17 protein-coding genes and 2 pseudogenes are annotated in these 20,572 nt (G+C 66.1%); 2 read left to right on the plus strand and 17 right to left on the minus strand.

The window, feature by feature from the left end; genetic code table 11:
* The 14 genes and pseudogenes from AWC19_RS07260 to AWC19_RS30410 all read right to left on the minus strand — a co-directional run.
* Positions 1 to 567: pseudogene (locus tag AWC19_RS07260) on the minus strand (type VII secretion-associated serine protease); the annotation flags it as partial.
* Positions 552 to 2,081 (minus strand): type VII secretion integral membrane protein EccD, encoded by a 1,530-nt coding sequence (gene eccD / locus AWC19_RS07265; protein ID WP_085077397.1) that lies wholly within the window; start codon positions 2,079 to 2,081, stop codon positions 552 to 554. The pseudogene AWC19_RS07260 and the gene eccD, both read right to left, overlap by 16 nt.
* Positions 2,078 to 3,106, minus strand: coding sequence for a MinD/ParA family ATP-binding protein (locus AWC19_RS07270; RefSeq protein ID WP_142281049.1), 1,029 nt, complete (start codon positions 3,104 to 3,106; stop codon positions 2,078 to 2,080). The genes eccD and AWC19_RS07270 overlap by 4 nt, the downstream gene beginning before the upstream one ends.
* A gap of 125 nt (positions 3,107 to 3,231) precedes the next feature.
* Positions 3,232 to 4,062 (minus strand): ESX secretion-associated protein EspG, encoded by an 831-nt coding sequence (locus tag AWC19_RS07275; protein ID WP_085077398.1) that lies wholly within the window; start codon positions 4,060 to 4,062, stop codon positions 3,232 to 3,234.
* A gap of 76 nt (positions 4,063 to 4,138) precedes the next feature.
* On the minus strand, positions 4,139 to 4,432 hold the full coding sequence (locus AWC19_RS07280; RefSeq protein WP_085077399.1) for a WXG100 family type VII secretion target: 294 nt from the start codon (positions 4,430 to 4,432) through the stop codon (positions 4,139 to 4,141).
* Positions 4,433 to 4,468: 36 nt separating this feature from the next.
* Positions 4,469 to 4,795, minus strand: a complete 327-nt coding sequence (locus AWC19_RS07285) for a WXG100 family type VII secretion target (protein ID WP_085077400.1) — start codon at positions 4,793 to 4,795, stop codon at positions 4,469 to 4,471.
* 113 nt (positions 4,796 to 4,908) lie between these two features.
* Positions 4,909 to 6,111, minus strand: a complete 1,203-nt coding sequence (locus AWC19_RS07290; protein ID WP_085077401.1) for a PPE family protein — start codon at positions 6,109 to 6,111, stop codon at positions 4,909 to 4,911.
* Positions 6,112 to 6,126: 15 nt separating this feature from the next.
* Positions 6,127 to 6,426 carry a PE domain-containing protein gene (locus AWC19_RS07295; protein WP_085077402.1) on the minus strand — a complete coding sequence of 100 codons (300 nt, stop codon included), beginning with the start codon at positions 6,424 to 6,426 and terminating at the stop codon, positions 6,127 to 6,129.
* A gap of 273 nt (positions 6,427 to 6,699) precedes the next feature.
* Entirely contained in the window at positions 6,700 to 10,917 is a 4,218-nt protein-coding gene (gene eccCa / locus AWC19_RS07300) for a type VII secretion protein EccCa (RefSeq protein ID WP_085077403.1), read from the minus strand.
* Between the two features lie 28 nt (positions 10,918 to 10,945).
* Complete coding sequence (gene eccB / locus AWC19_RS07305; protein ID WP_085077404.1) at positions 10,946 to 12,430, minus strand: type VII secretion protein EccB; 1,485 nt, start codon at positions 12,428 to 12,430, stop codon at positions 10,946 to 10,948.
* A 3-nt stretch (positions 12,431 to 12,433) separates the two neighbouring features.
* A complete protein-coding gene (locus AWC19_RS07310) occupies positions 12,434 to 13,276 on the minus strand; it encodes a transglycosylase (RefSeq protein ID WP_085077405.1) in 843 nt (280 codons plus the stop codon).
* Positions 13,277 to 13,283: 7 nt separating this feature from the next.
* Positions 13,284 to 13,610 carry a DUF2710 family protein gene (locus tag AWC19_RS07315; RefSeq protein ID WP_085077406.1) on the minus strand — a complete coding sequence of 109 codons (327 nt, stop codon included), beginning with the start codon at positions 13,608 to 13,610 and terminating at the stop codon, positions 13,284 to 13,286.
* A 237-nt stretch (positions 13,611 to 13,847) separates the two neighbouring features.
* Positions 13,848 to 14,705: a hypothetical protein gene (locus tag AWC19_RS07320; protein ID WP_245848804.1), complete on the minus strand. Its 858-nt coding sequence runs from the start codon at positions 14,703 to 14,705 to the stop codon at positions 13,848 to 13,850.
* 218 nt (positions 14,706 to 14,923) lie between these two features.
* Positions 14,924 to 15,574 carry a DUF5631 domain-containing protein gene (locus tag AWC19_RS30410; protein ID WP_245848802.1) on the minus strand — a complete coding sequence of 217 codons (651 nt, stop codon included), beginning with the start codon at positions 15,572 to 15,574 and terminating at the stop codon, positions 14,924 to 14,926.
* A 1,032-nt stretch (positions 15,575 to 16,606) separates the two neighbouring features.
* Here AWC19_RS30410 and AWC19_RS30415 point away from each other — a divergent pair.
* Positions 16,607 to 16,888: a hypothetical protein gene (locus tag AWC19_RS30415; RefSeq protein WP_142281052.1), complete on the plus strand. Its 282-nt coding sequence runs from the start codon at positions 16,607 to 16,609 to the stop codon at positions 16,886 to 16,888.
* A gap of 268 nt (positions 16,889 to 17,156) precedes the next feature.
* On the opposite strand, the gene AWC19_RS28930 is transcribed toward AWC19_RS30415, so the two are convergent.
* Positions 17,157 to 17,687 carry a hypothetical protein gene (locus AWC19_RS28930; protein ID WP_142281053.1) on the minus strand — a complete coding sequence of 177 codons (531 nt, stop codon included), beginning with the start codon at positions 17,685 to 17,687 and terminating at the stop codon, positions 17,157 to 17,159.
* Between the two features lie 244 nt (positions 17,688 to 17,931).
* On the opposite strand from AWC19_RS28930, the pseudogene AWC19_RS31545 reads away from it, so the two are divergent.
* Positions 17,932 to 19,044, plus strand: a pseudogene (locus tag AWC19_RS31545) (IS30 family transposase).
* A 378-nt stretch (positions 19,045 to 19,422) separates the two neighbouring features.
* Here AWC19_RS31545 and AWC19_RS28935 read toward each other — a convergent pair.
* Both AWC19_RS28935 and AWC19_RS28940 read right to left on the minus strand, forming a co-directional pair.
* Positions 19,423 to 19,701, minus strand: a complete 279-nt coding sequence (locus tag AWC19_RS28935) for a hypothetical protein (protein ID WP_142281054.1) — start codon at positions 19,699 to 19,701, stop codon at positions 19,423 to 19,425.
* Between the two features lie 98 nt (positions 19,702 to 19,799).
* Positions 19,800 to 20,330, minus strand: a complete 531-nt coding sequence (locus AWC19_RS28940) for a hypothetical protein (RefSeq protein ID WP_142281055.1) — start codon at positions 20,328 to 20,330, stop codon at positions 19,800 to 19,802.
* Between the last annotated feature and the right edge of the window lie 242 nt (positions 20,331 to 20,572).

Raw genomic sequence — 20,572 nt, forward strand, 5'->3', positions numbered from 1 at the left:
CCGGAGCAGCTCCGCCACCGGCGGGGGTAGCTCCACCGGAGGCGGAGCTGCTCCGGTGGCCGGTGGCGGCCCGGCGGGCGGGGGAAACGCGGGCGTGGCCGGTATCGGCCGCGGCATCGGCAAAAGCCCTTGCGGCGCAGCGCCGATGATCGCGCCCACCACGGTGCCGTGCGCGTCGCAGTCGGAGAGGCCATCCTCGCCCATGATGTAGTCCCCGCCGGGAACGGTGGGCAGTCGCGGATTGGGGGAGATGCCGGTGTCGATGACGGCCACGGACACCCCGTTGCCCGTGCTGTATTGCCAGGCATGGCTGATGTTGAGCAGATCGAAGCCCGGTGCCATCTGCGACACGTCGGGGGTCTTGACCGTGATCGGCACCGAGCAACTGTTGGCCCGCCGCATCGGCTGATCCGGCTTCGGCGGCCCGTCCGGGGGCACCGCGGCCGGGTCCACCTTTGGTGGTGAGATCGCCTGGGCCGCAGGAATATTGCCGGTGAATGCGATCAGCATCAGGGCCGCCAGGACCGCGGCGGCCCGGGTGCAGGCCGGTTTCAGTGGCGAAGCCACGCGAACAGCCCTCCCAGCGCCGCGGCCGCCGGCAGCAGCACGATCATGGCCAACACCTCGAGCCATTCCACCGTCAACCGGATCAACGGCCTGAACCGCGTTGCAGGCACCAAAAGCGCAGCGGCCAAGCCCAATCCGGCGAACGCGACGACGCTCGCGGCCGGCCAGATCAACGCGGCCTCGAGGCTTCTCGACCCGGCCAGCGCGTACTTGACGACGCCCGCGCACACCGCGGCGCATGCCCCACACACCAGCGCGACCGCCTGGTACTTGGCGGCAAACCCGCGCCCCTGGGTGATGAAGATGCCGACCACCAGCCCGGCCACCAGCAGCGCCAGCCACGACCAATGGCGCCCCGGCGCCAACACGCCCCACACCGCGACCGGCAGCAGTGCCGACACGCCGACACACAATCCCACCTGCACCGCGTTGACCAACCGCGCGGACGCCGCGATCGCCGCGCCGCGGGCCGTGATGTCGGTGAGTTCGTCGTCCTCGTCCTCGGTTTCGCTCGCGCCGACCGGAGAAACCGTGTCGACGGGCATGCCCTCACGGCGCGCGAAGAGGTCGCGGCCCGTGATCGAGCCGAAGTGCGGTGGGCGGACCCGCGCCACCCAGAGCGCGATCGTCGGCGCCATCCGCACCAGCACCAGCAGCCCGACCAACACGCAGGTCGACAGCACCTGCACCGACACCGGCCGAAACATCCGGGCGGCGGCTACCGCTGCGGCGATCCCGCACACGGTCACCACCGCCGTCGCCACCGCGGTCTGCCAACGTTTCTGTGTCGCGACGCTGATCGCGATCGCACCCAGGATCACCACCACGAGCGCGATCAGCCCGTGTGGGGCGCCCAGCTTTCCGGGCGGCGCGCAGGCTCCCGCCACGGCCAGCAAAAGCACTGTCAGCCAGGCGAAGCCGCTGAACATGTCGCGCCGCTGCGGCCAGCCCCAGAACACCACGGCCGTCGCGACCGCCAAGAGCACGCCAACGCCGCCGGCAACGACGGCCGGGATCGGGCTGTCGGTGAAAGTGCGTTCCCGAAGCGTCAACGCCACCACCACACCGGCGGCCATGGCGAGGATCGCGATCGCGGTGTGGGCGGCCGTCAGGGCGGTCACCGGCGCGAACATCCGGTCACCGCCGTCGCGCCCGAGCCATTTCCCCATCGCGGCCAACGCCGTGGACAGCGATTCGTACTGCGGCTCAAAGGATTCCCCGTCGACCCGGGGCACCAGCACCAGGGTGTCGCCGTCCTGGACGCCGAGCTCGTCGAGGCTCTTGTTGATGTCCAGCCGAACGCCGTTGACCTTGTGAAGCTCATAGCTGCCGGGCGGCAGCGCGACCCCGTCGAAACCCTTGCGCTTCAGGTCGTCGCTGAGCAGCTCGACCATGCCTTCAAAGAAGCCCTCCACCGGCGTACCCGCCGGGAACACCTGTGAGCAGAGGTGCTTGTCGTAGGAGATGTTGACAGCACAGCGCGCCGGGAAAGCGACCTTGTGGGGCGCTGTCACTGCTGCGCCCTCTCGGCACCGGCGTCCGGAACGTACTTGTCGGCCAGCGCGGCGGTGATTTCGAACAGCCGCAGCCGCGACTTTTTGTTCAGCTCGTGAACGGTGTCGATGATGCCGCCCTTCGCCAGGTGCGGGTCATACGGCATGACTTCGACGGTGGCGCCGACCTTGGTGAACCGCTCGGTCAGATACGCCAGGGCGTCCTTGTCGGACGCGTCGTCGGTGTGGTTGATGATCACCGTGCTGTGCGAGACCAGCTCGTGGTAGCCCTGCGCGCTGAGGAAGTCGATGGCGCGCAGCACCGGGCGGGACCGGTCCGCCGTGATCCCCGAGACGAACACCAGGGTGTCGGTGTTGTCCAGCACCGTCTTCATGACGGGGTGTTCCAGGTCGGGCGCGGTGTCGACGACCATGACGTTGTGGGTGCGGCGCAGTCGCGCCAGCACGCCGGCGAACATGGCGGGCACCAGCGGCCTGGGCTGGTCCGAGGTGCGGTTACCCGCCAGCACGTCGAGCCCGACCGCGTTCTGGCCAAGATGTTCGCGGATGTCCGCGTACCCCTGGACGTCGGTGTCGTTGATGATCGCCGTGTAGTCGCCGGGCGGCGACTCGTCGATCCGGTCGGCAAGGGTGCCGAATCCCGGGACCGCGTCGATCGCAATCACGTTGGTAGGCCGGCATTCCCGAAACACCCCGCCGATGCAAGCGGCCAGCGTCGATACACCCACCCCGCCCTTGCCGGAGACCAGCGTAACCACATATTGCCGGCGGATGTGCCGCCGAATACGTTCGCGTAATTCGCGATAATGCCTCTCGCGCGGCGATTCGCCGAGGTTTATCTTGCGAAATGAAATGTTGTAAATGGCTTTTCGCCAACCCGAACCCGGAGGAATTTTTCGGGGCGCAGCTAAATCGGTGATACGCATCGTGTCCGATACCGAATCCCGGTGGCGCACCGCTGGCGGATCCCCCCGCCCAAGCCTGTCTTCGTCAAACATATTCGGGTCATTCCAAGGGGTGGTCACGATTTCGATGCTAACACGATTGGGGATAGGTGGTTTGCGCGATCTCTAACTCGCGCAGCGCATTACAAGTGCCCCGGCTTTGTTATTCCGAAGATTGGCCGTAACAGCCGGTTTAACGGCGGGCGTCAGACCACCCGCCGATACGAGTGCCACTCCTCGCCCGCGGGCAGGTTTCGGATCAGCCGCCGGATCGCCGCGGCGATGTCGCTGCGCGACCCCGGCGAGATCACCTGGTAGCGATGCCCGCCCGACAGCATGCCTTCGACGCACAACCGGCCGGCCGGAGTGTCGACGATGGCGACCGAGGAATCACCGATCGCGAAGCGTGCCGTCTTTTCGGGGCCGACCCCGGCCTGCACCGCCACGATCGACGCCGAGGCCGAGCGCGCGGGGTCGGCGGCCGTTGTCAGGATGTGCAGCTGGTCAACGTCCAAGCGCTGCTTGAGCAGAAACGCTTTCAGGCCGTCGGCGTCGCGCACAGATTCGAGCAGCTGCTCGCCGTCGAGGGTGACCGGCCGCAGCGGCGCCGCTTCGGCCACGCCGCACAGCCGCTCGACCTGACCGACCACGAGTTCGGACGCCGCGGCTTCGTCCCGAGCGGTGCCGGCAGGATACAGCCGCACCAGCCCACCATGGCGCTCCAAAACCACCCACCAATCGGCGAACCGGCAAATCGCCGCGCGCGTCGGATCCCGGCCGGGCACCGCGATGTTGAGCACCAAGCCGAGGTCACGGCGCAGAAGGACCGTGAGCCATTCGCGGACCATGGGGTCGACGTTGCCGGCTTGGTCGAGAGCTCCGCAGGCCGTGAGTTCGGCGGCGACCGGGTGCCGAAGCGCGCGCTCCGGCGTATCGAGCCGCGGCAACAGCGGGCGCAGCCCGAGCTCCGGGCACGTCTGCTCCACCCCCGCCACCGCCTGCAAGACCCAGAGGCCGTCGACCGTCGTTGTCAGCATGCAGCTTTCACCTCAACCGGCCGCGGGATGACTTGGCCCCAGGGAGCACGTGAGTGTCCCTGGGGCCGCGGGCATTTCAGAGGAACAGTTGTGCCATCTGGTTGTCGGTGGCGAGCGCGCCGTCGAGCACGTGGCTGGTGGTCACGCCGTGCTGGCGAACCGTGTCGATGAGGCCCTGCAGTCCCGACAGCATCTGGTTCTGGGCATCGAAAAAGCCCGCCGCGCCGTGGCCGGCGAAGAACTCCTGCAGCGCGTTGGTCAACTGCGCGGTGTCGGCGTGAATCGCCTCGAGCTGGCCGGCGCGCGCGCCCACGTCCGTGGCGAAATCGGCCACCGCGGCGGGGTTGTAAGCAATTAGCGGGTTCGTCATGGTCTGAATTCCTTTCGAGAAAAGTCTTAAACGTGCTTAAACGTTGTGAGTGCCGCCGCCGAACAGAGCCTGAAATGCGGACTGCGAGTCGGCTTCGTGGTTTTCCATGAGGGCCGCGGCCTGCTTGAGCCCCTCGGCCAGGCGGGTCCCGCCGGTCAGGACCTTGTTCAAGTCGTTGGCGACCTCGGTGGCGGTCGCGTGCGAGGCGATAACGCCGGCGCCCGACCACGTCGCGGGGCTCATCACGTTTTCCTGGTTCGCAAGGTAGCCCTTCGCGATCGCGATCGCCTGCTCCATGTGTTCTTGAATCTTGTCGCTCGTAGCGCGTAAAACGCTCGCGTCTACGACAATTGAATTGGGCACTTCAATTTCTCCTTCTCCGGCTGGCCGTCCCCCACCTTGATCATCCGGGGTATGGGTTGCAGTGTATGGGGCCTATTCAAATGTGTCGATTCACCCTTTGACCAGGGCAATCACTACCCGCGATCGTCGATAACTCGCACTGTCGCGGGGAGCTCGGATTTTTCGTGGGAGCCGCGGTGAGCGCCCGCAGCACGGCCCACCGGCATGCCGCCGATGGTGTTGCCACCGGCGGTCGTCGTCGTCGGGGGGCGAACGGCTTCGGCGCCCAACGCCCCGCTGGGCCGCAGCCCCACCGGCCGACCGCTGGTGGTCGGCTCGAAGGCGCTAACCGGTCGGGTGAAGGTGGTCGCGGGCACGCCGCCGCCGCCCAGGGAGGCGCCGCCACCGCCAGCCGACGCCCCCGCCTCGGCCGCGGAAAGTCCGCTGGTCGCCGAGGCCGCCGAGATGCCAGGCGCCGCGCCGCCCATCCCCATGGCGCCCGGGTTGGCGAACATGCCCATCATCGACTGCAACGGCTGCATCGCGCTCATCGGCGTCTGCATCAGCTGCGACGGCGCCTGCAGCGCTTGTGGAATCGCGCCCATCATCGACTGGACCGGCCCCATGAGCGTGCTGACCTGGCTACCCATGTCTTGGCCGCCCGACGCCGCCTGACCGGCGCCCTGCGTTCCGGCCTGCGCGCCCTGGAAAGCGGAGCGCATCCCGTCACCGGCCGCGGTTTGGGCGGCCGATTCGCCGATCGCCGCCGCCGCCTGGGCTGGAGCCGCCGGCGAAGCGCCCATGGTGGCGATCGGTGGTGGGATTGCCAGACTTTCGGCCAGCGAGGTGAGAATCGCTCCGTAACTGGCGCCCATGGCGGAGTTGTTCGGCCACATCACGCCGTAGTACTCGAACTCCAGCGAGGCAATCCGCGGGGTCAACATAAACAGAACCCACGGGTTGATTTCGTAGTCCGCGTGACACTCGACGCGGTTGCCGATGCACTCCGCAGCCGGACGCATGCCGGCGTTGGCCGTCTCGTAGGCCGTGCCCGCGGCGGCCACCACGGCCGGCTTGACGTCGACCCAGCCGGCCAACCCGTTGAGCGAGGCGTTGAGCATCGTGACGTTCGCCGCCGACGCCGCCGACCCCGCGCCCATCCAGCTGGCCGTCGTCGCGACGGTGTTGATCGCCGACGCGACGCCGGAAGCGTGGTGGCTGGCCCCCAGGGCGGTCCAGGCGGCCTGGTTGGCGACATGGCTCGCCACCCCGGCCCCGGCCTTGAGGAGCAGATCGTTGTCTTCCGGCGTACGCGCAGCCCACCCCGGATCTGCCATACGCTGGTTCCCCCTTTAGAGGGTTTGCGCCGCCGCGCGCGCGGCCTCGGTAGCGACGTAGACGCCGGATGCGATGCCCTGCGCTCCCGCGAACAGCCCCCGCTGGGTAGCGTGCTCGGCGACGGCACCGAGGTAGGCGCCGCCGCAGGCGTTGAGCGCCGCGGAGAACATGGCCGAGTCAGGGTCACCGCCCATCGGCGTCGTGCCGAGCAGGGCCGGCGCCGCGGCCGACGCCGCCGCCGCTGTTTCCGCGCTGATCGCCGATTCAGCGCCCGACGAGGCCAAGACGGCCTCGGGCTGTACAAACCACGACATGTTTCCCTCCGAATGTCACTCGCAGTCCGGTCCACTGCGAATAATGGATGAGTCTAGTGGGTGCCGGGACATCGCGTGTTCACATGATTTATTCGGGCGCTCTTGGGCGGTGTCGAATTGGATACCGGCGCCTTCCGGGCGGCTCACCGCCATTCTTTCGCCACAGCTGTAACGCGTGTCACGTCCTTTAACCGGTTCAGAGGCCTTGGGAACCGCATTTTCGCTTCAGTTCCGCGGCGACAAATTCAGGTCAATATGGCCATAATGCGCGGACTACTGGCCGGGAACGGTGGATGGCAATCCGACCAGGATTCCTTCGACGTCGCCGTCGACACCAACCATCAGACCGCGGCCCGGGGGAAGTGCTTGGGCGCGGACGAACCGGTTGATTTTGTTCTCCGGGTCGTTGTCCATAAACAGCTGGCCGACTTTCGCCGCGGTCTGGAACCGCATCCAGGGATCCATGGTCAGCGTCGCCCAGTTTGCGCTGTTGCGGGTGGTGAACACGTGCAATCCGATTTGCCGCGCGCGTTCCATCAGCTTCCACAGCGCGGCCCCCACGGGGGGCTTGGGCGGGTAGCCCTGATCGGGACGCAGGTCCTGGACGTCGTCGATGAGGACGAAGTGCCGGCAGCCTTCCCACGGCTTGAGCGCACGCAACTCCTCCTGGCTCAAGCCCTTGGGGGGCAGTCGTGGCAGCAAGACCTGTTGGGCCAGCTCGGTGATCACCTCGTCGATCTCGTCCTGGTCGTAGGCGTACGCACGCACATAGCCCGGGGCGTGCAGGTCTCGGAGCCCGTGCGGCGCGGTCTTGGGGTCGATCAGCGTCAGCTGCGCTTCCTCGGGGCTGAACCGGCTCATGACGGCTTCGCCGATGGCCGCCAGCGCCGTGGTCTTTCCGCAGCCCTGCCTACCCAGGATCGCCAGGCCCGGGCTTTCGCGCAGCTTGAGCGGAACCGGCCCCAGCTCGTGGCGCTCCCCAATGGCGAATGCGATGGACAGATCGTCGCCGCTGGGGTGCGCGGCCTCGTATTCGAGAATCGACCTCAAGGCCACCCGCTGCGGCAGCCGCTGCAGGCTCGCGTGCTTGGTCACCCCGGCGACCTCGGCGATGCGCGCGCCGACCTCCGTGATACCCACGATCGCGCCGGTGGCCCGGTCGGCCAGCGCCGGTATGCCCACGAGCAGCTCGTGCAAGCTGTTCGTCAAACCGAAGCCTGGGCGATTGAGCGTCCGCCGCGCCGCTTCCCGCGCCTCGATCGACGAATGCCCCATCTGGCTTTCACTCGGATCCGCCAGCCTCAATTGGATTCGCGCGGTGGCGTTTTGGAGGAGGCTCTGCCGCTGCCCGTGAATCCAACCGCCGGCGCTGCACATCACGTGCACGCCGTACTCGGGGCCCCGGCTGCTCAGCGCGATGATGCGGTCGCCCAGGACGCTGTCCTTGGAATAGAGGTCGTCGTAGTCGTCGACCACGACGTAGACGTCGCCGAACGGGTCGTTGGGGTCGGTGCCGCCCAGGCCGTCGCTGCCGACGCCGAACCGGCGCTCGCGGAAGCCGTCGAGGTCGATCTTGAGTCGCCGGAACGAATCCTCGCGGGCGTCGATCAAGGCGTCCATGGTGCTCAGGATCCGTTCGACGCCCTCGTAGTCCTTGGGGGAGACGATGTCGGTGACGTGTGGCAACGACGCCACCTGCGCGAGGGTGGCACCGCCGATGCAAAAGAAGGTCACCCGCGCCGGGGTGTACATCGTTGCCGCAGAACACATCAGCGTCATCAGGGTCGTCGTCTTGCCGCGCTGCTTGGCGCCGACCACGATGATGTTGCTGCGCAGGGCGTCGATCGCGTGCACGATCTGCCTGGATTCTTCGGGGATGTCCATGACTCCGACCGGGAACATCAACCCCGGATTGCGGCCGTAGTCGACATGCCATGGCTTGCCCCGGTACCCGGCGACCAGGGCGTCGACCGTTTCGGGGACCTCCAGTGGTTCTAGCCACGGCCGGCGCGGCGCGCGGTGCGGCACGCTCTGCAGCGACTCCCGCAGCACGTCCACGATCTTCTTTTTCTTGAAACCGTCTTCGTGATAAAGGAATTCGTCGGGCTCCGCGTCCGCGGCCGACGCGGCCTCCAGCGCCAACGAGTCGGCTTCGTCCAGCGGCTGGTACTGCCAGTTGTAGAGCCGCGGCTGGGTCAAGGTCATGTCGACGGTCTTGACCGCTTGGGTCCGCTTCGGCACCACGAACGGCGCCGACAGGTAGAAGCAACGGAACGGCTCGAGGTCGCGCGGCCCGACTTTGAGCAGCGCGAAACCGTTTTCCTTGGACGGCAGGTGGTAGGCGGCATCCGAACCGATCACCTCGCGGCTGTCGTCGCCGGATTCGGCGCGCAGCGCGATGCGGAATGCGATGTTGGACTTGACTTTCTGCAGCGACGACAGGTCCAGGCGCTGACCGCCGAGCATGAAGAAGACGTTGGCGCCGCGGCCTTCCTGACCGATGTGGATGATCAGGTTGATCCACTTCTCGTGGTTGGCGAACAGTTCCAAGTACTCGTCGACGATGACGAGCAGCACCGGCACCGGCGGCAAGTCGCGCCCGGCCAGCCGGATCTCCTCGTAGTCGTTGGCGTCGCGGGCGCCGACCGAGGTGAACAGCTCGTAGCGCTGTTTGATCTCACCGTCGATCACCCTGCGCATCCGCTCGGCCAGGTGTCGTTCGTCCTTGCCGAGGTTGGACAACGCGGCCACGACGTGGGGGATGCCCATGATGTCCTGGGCCGCCGACTCGAACTTCATGTCGACGAAGATGACGTTGAAGGTCTCCGGCGAGTGCGTCAGCGCGATGCCGTAAACCAGCGACAAGAAGAACTCCGACTTGCCCGATCCGCTGGTGCCGATGACCACGGAGTGGAATCCGAAGCCGCCGAAATCTTTTGCGCGGATGATGACGTTTTGCAGCTCGCCGTTGGGTTTGGCGCCGACCGGGATCTCGCACCACCGCTCGTCGCCGCGGCCGCGCCGCTCGGCCCACAACCGGTCGACGTCCAGTTCGCGGGGATCGCTGATTCCGAGTGCCCGCAGCAGCTCGGCGGCTCCGCTCGTGGAGTCGGCGATCTCGCTGCTGCTCGTCGGCGACCACCGCGCCATCGCGCGCGCATACCGGTAAGCCCGGTGGATCGACAGCTGGTCGGCGTGGGCGAAAAATTTTCCGCCGGTGCGCAGCAGCGGGGCGGGACGATCGTCGCCGTCGTCGGGATCGTCGCCATTGCGGCTTGGTTTGCGCGATCCGTTGGGCGCACCGTTGCCTGCCGCGGTGTTGCGCTCGCTCATCTCGTAGAGCTGGTCCCTGTCGAATCCCACTCCGATGCCGACCCGGGAGGCGATGCGCAGCACCGTGATTCCCGCCTTGCCGACCTGGCCGACGACGCTCTCCCACGCCTCCGGGCTGCCGGTGTTGTCATCAACGATCACCCAGTGCGGGCCCAAGTCCGCGGCGGGATCGGGTTGCGCCGCCTCGAGCGCCGACCCCATCGTCGTCGGAGTCGCTGCGGCGGGCGGCGTCCACTGCCCGCGCTTGCCCTTCATGTGCAGCTCGCCGCCCAAGGTCTGCTCTAACTCCTCGGGTGTGGCGAAGACCAGCCGTCGCCACCCGCAGGCGTCGAACAGCTCGTCGTGCAAATTGTGGGGCAGCCAAACCATCCACGACCACAGCTCGGGGTTGCGCGTGACCACCATGAGCTTCAGGTCGCGGGGGTTGTGGAACACCGCTAGCGCGCAGAGCACCGCGCGCATCAGCGACCGGACCCGGCCGAGGTCCTCCCCGACGAAGCTGAACCCCGGTGCGGAGCGCAGGTTCACCACCTTGGCTATGTCGCGAATCTTGCGCTGTTCCAATATGAAGTCGCGCAGGGCCTGGCCCGTGACCGGCTCCAGCTCCTCGTCGGAGGAAATATCGGGCCAGGTGACCGACAGCACCGAGTCCGGGGCGTGCTGCACCCCGGTGCCCAGCCGTACTTCCAGGAAATCGACGTCGCTGCGCGAGCGCTCCCACATTCGCGGGCCGCCGATTATGGCGCCCAGGCCGCGCGGATCGGAATGCAGCGCCTGCTGCCACTTGCGTTGCGCGCATACCGCGGTCTGGATCTCGTCGCGGGTGACGTCGAGGTCGCGAAGGTAGCGGCGGCGGCCCTTTTCCAGCTCACCCCAGGTGATCTTGCGGGCACGGCCCAGCCGCCCGGAGAACGCCAACATGCTGAACGCGCCGATCCCCATCAACGGGAAGAAGCCCGTCGAAAGGCTGCGCACGCCAGAGACATACAGCATCACAATGGTGCCGATCAGCGCGACGATGAGCGCCGGCACCCCGATCATCACCCAGATGTTGCGCGGCTCGCGTTCCGGCAGGGCGATCGGCGCGCTCGGCGCCACCCGGACGGGTTTGGGCGGCTGAATCTTGACCCGATTGATGGGAAACGCCCGTTTAGACATTCTGTAGTCCTCCGCCAATGACCACCGGTTAACCCCCCGCCTTGGTCGACGTCGTCAGCACGGCCGCCTGCCCGAGGACCGGAACCGTGTCGCGCGCCACCAGCGCCGCTTGTTGCGACAACGCCGGGCCGGCGGCAAACGTGCGCAGCAACGGCCAGGGTGCCTGAACCGCCGTCGCGGCCTCAAGCCCAAGCGCACGCAGCGTCGAATCGTCGGAGGCGATGCCGAACCGCACCCCGTTGTCGGACACCCAGAACAACGATTCCCTTGAGTCGCTGGTGATTACGCCGCTCGTAGAGGCCACGAAGTTCGCCGCACCGGGCAACACCAGCACCTGGTCAGCCACCACGGAAGCCGGGTCGCGGTCGTCGCGGACGAGGTGCACGATCCGGTTGTCCATGGAGGACGGCACCGGCAGCCCGCGGCCGTTGTAGACGGTGACCCGGGCCTGCGGGTCGGTGGACGCCTTCTCCCAACCCACGCACGTCGTCGGATTTGCCGCCGAGTCAACAAAATTCAGATGACCGGTCGGGTAGTAGTCGACGGGCAGCGAATTGACTTCAGGGATGTTGACGAGCACGTCGGGAGTGACCGTACGCGGCGTTGTCGACCCGTACGAGTTGGCGCTGCGCAACAGGTCGGCCACGAAGCCGCCGACCTTTTGCACGCCGTCCGGCAGCAACACGTAGAACTGGCTGCCCCCACCGGCCGTCTGCGCTTGCAGCACCGCGCCCACCTGCGAGCCGGGCAGCCACCTCGACGGCGTCCCCGCGTCGGGCACTTTGGGCACGCGCAGCGGCTCGGTCGCGGGCATGGCGTCGAAGAGCGCGCGCGAGATTTCAACGGGGACAGTGACTCCCGGGTCGAGGCCTAGGCTCAACGTCACCGCCCGATCGGCGGGATCAACCTGCGAACGCTTGCCTCCCCAGATCACATAGCTGGCGCCTTGGAAGGTCACCAGTTGCGCCGCATCCCTGGCCATCGGCATCGCCCGGTCGCCGACCAATTGTCCCGCGATCGACGTCACGACCGGCTTGTCGGCGGTGCGGGGGCGGCCCGCCGTGTCGCACACCGCCCACGCCGACACCGCGCCCCGGTTTACCGGCATCGCCGACGGCGCACCCGGGATGCCGACCAGGGGGCCCGTCGGGTACTTGGCGATCTCGGCCGGCTTCACCCAGGTCGGCTGCCCCGCGGTGCCCGTGGCCAGCCGCGCGGAGGTCAGGTTCAGCGCCGGATACAGCCGGCCGTCGATGCGGGCGTAGATCGCACCGGATTCGCGGTCGCCGATGATCGCCGAATCCCCCACCACCCCACTCGGTTTGAGCACGTTGAGCAGGACCATCCAGCCGGCCGCGATGGCCACCAGCACCACCGACAGCGCCAGGGCCGCGGTCTGCTTGCGGTCGTCGTGTTTCATACGGACCGAAAAACGGGTCGTCGCTGCGCGGAGGCGCCGGTTGTAAAACAGGTGGCCCGAATTCTGGTCGCGATTGGACAAACTCAGTGGCATTGCTCAATAACCTCTGGGTGCTCGGCGGGGGTCCGCCTGCTGAATCCGGACGGCCAGGTTCGACGCGTCGGCGGCGACGCCGTAATGGCCGCGCGCGTAGTTGATGAAGGCGCACGCCTGCGCCACCAAATCGTGGATGCTGTGTGAGGTCCCGGGCTCGTGGTAGGCCGCGAAGGTCGGGGCGATGAACTGCCATGCTCCCCTGCTCGGCGTGCCCCTCGCCGCATTGACGTCCCACCCGTTTACCGCGTTGGCGTCGTAGTTCGACTCGCGGCGAGCCACCAAGTCCATGCCGCGCTCCCACCGGGCGCGTGCGGCCGGATCGTGAATACCCTTGATGTCCAACGCTTTCCGGATCGCGGCCACCACCGCGGCATGCCCCGTGCCGGCGTACCCGCGCCGTCGCGGGTACCGCAGGTGCCGCAGCCGTTCGGTCAAGACCCGGGCGCTTGCCCGGGAGCGCACGATGTGGCCGTGTTGTGCGCGCAGCCGGCCGGCCATGCGGGCCATCGCGTCCCGACGGCCGATAGGCGTATCGGTCGCCGGCATCGCATCGGCCAACGCGGCGTCCAGTGTGTGGCGGGTGGCCACTCGCCCACGCGCGCGTTCCGCCCGGGCTCGCGCTAGTAGGGCGGCCAGGGTGTCATCGGTGTCGGCCAGCCGTCGCAGCCGCTCGGCCGAGGCCTGCGAATGGGCCGCCACGTACCTGGGCAATGGGCCGGTGGCTCGACGCATCCCGTCGGCGCGGCCGTACGTCTGCGCAGGTGTGTCACCGAGGCCAGCGCCACCGTCGTGGCCGACGAACAAGCTGTGACCGCGCGATAAGGCGGCCACCGCCTGCGCCATCGAAGGATTAGTCAACGACGCCCCCGCCGTAGTTGCGATCGAAATCGGCCTGCGCTTCCTCGCGCAGTGCCTCGAAAACCATATTGAGCCGATCCATCAGCTCGCGGCATGTGTAGGAGGTCGTCACGTGCGGCGCCAGCGACAGCCCGGTCAGACGCCCGTCGGAATTGCACACCGCGTAGATGTCCCCCACGTCGGCGGTGAAAGTGACCGACTGCTGTGCGGCCAGCACCGCTTCCCACTTCTCGAAATTCTCCTTTAAGTCGGCCAGGACCTGGTCGACCAACTCCTTGTCCGTTGCGGGGACCGGCCGCGTCTCATGCGTCTCAGCCATAACTGGCGCGCCTTCTGGCTCCCGAAGTCTCTGGGCTGCATAGGGTTCGGACGCATGTGCTGTCCGCACCGGTCGGCTTGCCTCCACCGAGCCGACCGCGTTTGTGTACCGGCCACACGGCTATGACATTACTGCCGCCAGCGGGGGGCCACTACTCACCTTTTTTCGGTGGTGGCAAGCCGCGAAGTGCAATTTTGGCTAATTGCAAATCGGTGTTTTCAGCGGCTGGCGGTGTGGTTATTCCTGCGCCTCTTCGTCTGATGGGACGATCACGATCCGCCGATTGGGCCTCGTGACGACGGGCGGTTTGCCTTCTGCGGACTTTGTGACCGGGACGCTCGGCGGGACCGTCAAGCGGCCCTTGACCGGTTGACCGTTGGGGACACCGGGGACGGTCAGCCGCTTTTCCGCCGGCTTGTCCTTGCTTCCGCTCTCGGCTCCGGCGCCCATCGCTCCTGCCGGCATCATCGGCATCCCGGTCATGCCCATCGGCCCAGTCTGTGTCGGTGTTCCGCCGGTTGGGGTGGCCATCGTCGGCCGCGCTGCCGAAGCGGGCGTCGTGGGCGGTGACGACGTCGGCACGGGCGGCGGGCCCATGAAGCCGGTTGGGGTGGTGCCGCCACCGGCGCCGATGCCCCCGCCGCCGCCACCGGCCAGGCCAGCCCCGCCACCGGTGCCGGCTCCGCTCAGCGCGGACGCTTCTCCCGACATGTCGGTCAGAGCGGCCCCGGCCGCCTCGCCGCCCTTGGCGGCGCTCATCAGCGGCTGGATCGCGCTCTGCGCTGCCTGCATCGCCTGCTGGGGCATCTGGGTGAGGGGCCCCATGACGCCGCCGATTGCGCCGGTAAACGCGCCGGCCATACCCGAGACCATTTGCGGGATCATCTGGGCGAGCTGCTGGAATTGTTGCGTCGCGTTTTGCTCGTTAGCCGGGAACTTCTCTGCGGCGTCGGCGGCGCGTGCGCGGCGGTCGGCATCGGCTTGGGCGCTGGCTGCTTGGTCGCCTGGGACGCCGAGGTTGCCGGCGGCCGCCAGGCCCGCTGCAGCGCCATCAGCAGGCGATGTGCCCCCCGGAGGAAGCGCAGTCGGCACTATCGGTGGTGGTGGTTTCCCCCATGATGCCGCGTGATAGGACCATGTATCTGCGGCGATTTGATTTCCGCTTCCGCCCGTGCCCACGATTGCACCTCAAGCCCTTAATAGATACCGCACCGAAAAGCGCATTCTGCCTGCCCCCAAAGCTAACTTCCGCGCGCCTACATGAGAAATGTCTATTGAGTCGGATGGTAGGGCGAGAGGCGTCTGGACGGTAGTCACCGCAGCCCTGCCGAGGCCGCTTCGTACCACGCCACGTGGTACTGCGCGAGCCACTCGTGACCTTGAAGCAAAGCATCGATCGCCGCTAGGAGCATCCAGTCGACCACGCGTGACGGGTCGTGCGGGTCCTCAAGCACTTTCTGGTGGGAAGATCGCTTTGCGGCCTGCAGCAAATCAATCTCGTTTTCCGTGACCCCTGTTCCCCGGGTAGCGGCCAACGCCAGAGTTTGGGCAATTCGTGGCAAGCCGTCGCGACGCCGCACCGCCTCGACGAGGGTCGGTCCGAGCTCTTCCACTTCCGGCCCGGTCCGCGCAACACGATCGCCCGTGAGCGGCGGGTCGTCTGGCCCAGGGTTCGCGATGAACCCGTGAGGCTTATGCACCGCAGCAGCAGTAACGGCGCCGAGCAGATCAAGTGGGCTAGCGTCGGTTCGGCGTACTGCCGGCTCTAGGAGTCGATTCACGCCGACCGGAATCTTCACATTCGGAGGGATCCATCCACACCCGATACCGCAGGCCAAGAGCGTCGTGCCGTCGTCGCGCAGGCCGGCCGCCCACGATAGTTCTGGCGCCTGGCGAGCGACCGCGTCCACGATGCGCTGCAGCCTCTGCTGCTCGACGGTTCGGCTTGACACGTCACCGGCCACGGCACCGGCCGTCGCGGACAACGCCGCGGTACCGGCGGGTGCTGCCGGGGTAGTTGTGGCTTGCCCCGGCGAGCTCCGCTGGACAGTGGACATCAGTGGACTTCCGGCGGACGGCGAGGTCGACGACGCGGGCGCTACCGGCGCCCCCGACACCGGAGCTGTCGGTGCCGATGCTGCGGGCGCGGCGACGGCCGGTGGACGGAGATCGGAACCGTAGGCGGGCAAGGGACCGGCAGGGCTAGCCACAGGCGTCATTGGGGCAGACGCCGGCGCCGCCGCTACGGGCGCGGCTATTGGCATGCTTGCGCCACCGGTCGATGCAACCGGAACAGCAGATCCAGCGGAGGCCGCCGCGCCCGACCCGTGATCCGCGGGAGCCGATTCGACCCCACCGGTGATGGCCGGAGCGGATACCGGCGGAACGATTGGCGGCTGGGGCGGCGGAGCTGACGTGGCGCCCGTCGCGTTCATCAACCCCTCGGACAAGTTATGCGCACCGGCGGCCGCAGGCTGGCCAGTCATCATTCCCTGAGCGAATGAATTGGCTAGCTGATTCGGCGAAGCCCCGCCCAAGGCAGCGGCTGGTGAGAGGCCACCGCCGGCTGGTAGCGGCGAACCCACCCCTGGGGCGCCTGGGATGTGTCCCGTACTGGGAAGAGGCATGTTAGTGGAACTGTCCCCGACGATCCCAGCGCCCGGAGCGTGCGCACCAGCACCACTTATGTGGCCGGTGCTACCTATGGGCTGCGCACCGCCACTGTCACCCCCCGTCCCGCCTATGTGACCGGTGGAACCCACGGGCTGCGACCCGACAGTCCCATCCCCGGCCACCTGTGCGCCGGCGTTCCCTATGTGGCCGCCCGCGCCGCCGGGCGCATGTCCAGCGACGCTTCCAGGCCCTGTGGCGTTTGCCGGGCCTTCGGTGCTTAAGCCCTGACTTTTAAGGAATTCCTGCGGCGACATCGCTACGCCCTCAATCGTGAGAACTTTCTGGGTAGCATCCATGATAGAAGCGACAGCAGCACCAGACTTATGTGCAGAAAAGCCGTTCGCCTCAGCGACAACTTTTGCTATTTCCACCGCCTTCACGGGCGCTGGTTCTTTGGAGTTTTCGATATTCGCGATCCTTTGGTTGTAATCATCAGCGATTCCTCTCAGCCCCGCGCGCAAGCCATCTATTGTGTCTGCCCCCTTTTCGAGTGCGTTAGCTTTAATTTGAAATTTTTCCGCCAAATCAAGATGATGTTTCTCGCCCTGCTGGAAGCGGGAGATCAAGTCGTCAGCGGTGTGCCCTTGATTTTGCGACGCCAGTAGTGTCCATTGGTTGTGGAGTTCCTGGGCATACTGTTCCTGCTGTAGCTGTTGTGTACGCCAGTGCGCGGCACCAGCTTTCAAGGTCGTTGATGGCTGCGGCCACCAGGCGCCAACGAGGGCCGCCGTGTACTTTCCCGGCGGCAGGTCGCCTGCCATGAGCACCTCCTCTGAGAATCCTGTCCCTATTCCCAAAGCTTGTTGAAATAATAATTGCTTCATCCGGACAGGGAATTAACCCGCCCATATCGCGCACTTCTAGTCTGCAGAACTATCGGCATATCGCTGCCATGGCGTCGTCCAAGCGATTTACGTCATCGATCGTTCTTTGGTACTCGGGCGATGCCGCATCCGTAACACTACTAACGGCATTTGATGTGCGGTAAGCCGAGGCCAATTCCCTTGCAGCGTCGCGTTCGTTTGGACTCAACGCCGGATTGGCCGCTGCTGCTTCGAGCATCGCTGCGCCATTGACCAGCGAAACACGCGCGAGGGCCGTATTTGAGGAATGTGTGTCTGCGTTGACGGAACGTGCCGCAAGCCGATACGCCGAGCAGAGCTCCTTTTCAGCGTTTGCAACCTGGTCGGGCGTAAAAGTTGGCGAAGGGCTGGCGTTCGTCGGAAGCTTGCCAACGTCGTTTGAAGTTGGTCGAGTCAAGTTGACGATGCCAACGACTAGCGCGGCCACCGCGATCAAGCCGACCGCGCCCAGCGCAATGATGAGGCCTGCATTCGACGCGCGCCCGCCCACGACAGGGGTCGGTGCCCACTGAGCCGCAGGAGGCGGGTAGGGATTCGTCACTTCATCAAGGCTAATCGCACGAATTCCGATGTCACTTCAGGCGATGGCCTGGATCTACGATGTTGACTCTCCGCTACTCGTGCTCGACGATGAAGAGCTCGATGTCGGCGGCGCCTGAAAACCGACCCCGGCGCGGCAGGTGAGTTCTAAGGCTTGTCGCAACACCTCTGCTATTTGAAGGGGTGTGGAGATGACTCGACGGGGCCGTAAGCGGCGCCTTGTGTTGGAGGACGAGTACTGAAAGCTGGCCCTTGACGGGGTGCCCACGGTCGAGGCGTGCCGGCAAATCGGGATCGGGCGCAAGACTGGCTATCGGTGGCGAGCCGAAGCCGGGGGCTGCCGCCGGGTCGGGTCGCTGAGGAGACGCGCTCGTCGCTCTATCTGACATTGTGGGAGCGCCAGCGCATCGCGACGTTGCGCGAACGAGGCCATGGTGTCCGCGAGATCGCTAGACGAATTTGCCGGGCAGCCTCAACGATGTCCCGGGAGCTGCACCGTCACCTAAAGCCACACGACAAAGGCGTCTGTGACGCCGACCTCGCGCATGCCCGCGCTCGCGACAACGCTCGACGCCAACGAGCGGGCACCTTGGTCCTTGACCCCGAACTGTGGAAGCTGGTGGCCGACAGGCTGGAAGAAACTTGGAGTCCGCAGTAGATCAGCACCTGGCTGCGTACGGACTATCCCGACCGCCCGGAATGGCACATCTGCCACAAAACGATCTATCAGGCACTGTATCTCGGCCGCAAGGGCGAGCTGAGCAGGGCGTTGACGGCGAAGCTGCGTACCGGTCGGCCACTGCGCAAGCGCCGCCGCAAAGCAACCGAACGCACACCGCGCTACATCGTTCCGGCGGTGCTGATCCATCGCCGGCCACCGATCGTCGAAACGCGCACCCGCATCGGTGACTGGGAGGGCGAGTTGATCGTCGGTAAGCACAGCCGCTCGGCGATCGGCACCCTTGTCGACCGGACCAGCCGCGCGGTACGGCTGATCCATCTGCCGTGCGGTCATGGCGCCGAGGCATCCATCGACGCATTCGGCCACGTCCTGGATGCTTTGCCCGAGGCTGCTAGACGCACCCTGACATGGGACCAGGGATCGGATGGCTCGCCACGATCTTCTCGCTGAGCACTTCAAGGAAGGGGTGTTTTTCGCCGATCCGGGAAGCCCGTGGCAGCGGGGCACCAATGAGAACACCAACGGGCTTCTGCGCCAGTTCTTTCCAAAGGGCAAAGATCTATCGATCTACACACCCGAGGATCTGGCCCGCGCCGAGAAGCTCCTCAACAGCCGCCCGCGCAAGATTCTCAGCTGGCGTACGCCCGACCGAGTCTTCGCTCACGGACTACTGTGACTCCATCTGTGTTGCGAGGACCGGACGAATTCACCGAACCCATTACCGAGCCGGACAAGCAACACCACGCTCGGGTAGGTGGGCGCGGCCTCCCCTGGGCGTTGAACCACCATAAGCACCCTGACCTTCACCAGTCCGCTTTTAGCTATCGCCTCGCGAATCACCGAGCCGCTCCCCGCATACAGGCGGAAAGCGATGCATCCTAGTGACGCTCCGAATTTCCCAGGGCGGATCCGCCGCACCATGCCGCTGGCCAGCTTCGCCGTTCGAGCCGCCGGCGGGCGGTTGATCGCGGGATCGGAAGCGCACTAGCGATTGCGATCCGGGCGAGCCCCGCTGGGTAGTCGACATCAATGGACTTCCCACGGACGGCCAAGTCTACGACGAAAGCCCTACCGGCGCTTGGTATTTCTCAACCAGATCAACATGCTGTTTTCCGCTTTTATGGAAGCGCAGCACGAGGTCGTCTGCTGTATACCCTGTATTTGCCGCCGCCAGTTGTATCCATTGCCTATGCAAATCTTGTGCGTGCGGCTCTTGCAACTGTTGTTGCATGTTCCAGCGCTGAACACCAGCTCGAAGCGCTGATGACGGCTGTGGCCACCACGCGCCAACGAGGACCGCACTGTATTTGCCCGCTGGTAGGTCTCCCGCCACGGATACCCTCCTTCGCGCAGAATCGCCGGTTACAGTGGATGGTCGAGAAAATAGTCCGCTCGTGACATCGCCACAGCGACACTGCGTTTACTCATCTTCTACGGACAGATCTTCGCCATGACTCCGTTCGCTCGAGTTATCTCGTCAATTGTGGATTGATACAGTGGCGACGAGACGTCCGTATCGCTACTTACAGCGTTGGAGGTGCGATAGGCTGATGCCAATGCATGTGCGGCATCTCGATCCTCGGCACTTAGAGCAGGATTAGTGGCTGCTGCATCAAGCATCCCCGCCCCGTTAACTAACGAGATTCGCGCTAACGCCGTTTCCGATACATGTGTATCGACATTGACCGAGTGCGCAGCCAGGTGATACGCCGAACAAAGTTCTTTCTTAGCGGCTGCGATCTGGTCGGGCGTGAAAGTTGGCGAAGGATTCGTAGCACTCGATGGCGCGCTTTTGGCATTCCCTGTCGGTCGAGTCATGTCAATGATGCCGACAACTAGCGCGGCCACGGCGACCAGCCCGACCACACCGAGCGCAACAATAAGGCCTCCATTCGACGTACGCCGGCCCGTTACGGGCGGCGGTGTCCACTGTGCTGCAGGAGGCGGGTAGGGATTCGTCACTTCATAAAGGCTAATCGCCAACATCCCGATGTCACTTCACGCCAGGCTCAAGCCTGTCTCGCACGGGGCAGGCAGGCGCGGGGCGAACCGTCCACGCAAGGAGGTTGAACCGCACCTCAGCTGCAACCGGCGTCGTTGTCGCTTGGCGGCTGCCTGCTCGCGGGTTCCTGGCCGTCGCTCTACGGCCAATGGATGCGAGCGCACGGTCGGTCGCTAGTTTGCGGCTCGTCATCCTGATTGCG

Origin of the sequence: Mycobacterium palustre, from assembly GCF_002101785.1 — a bacterium.
GTDB classification, from domain to species: Bacteria; Actinomycetota; Actinomycetes; order Mycobacteriales; family Mycobacteriaceae; genus Mycobacterium; species Mycobacterium palustre.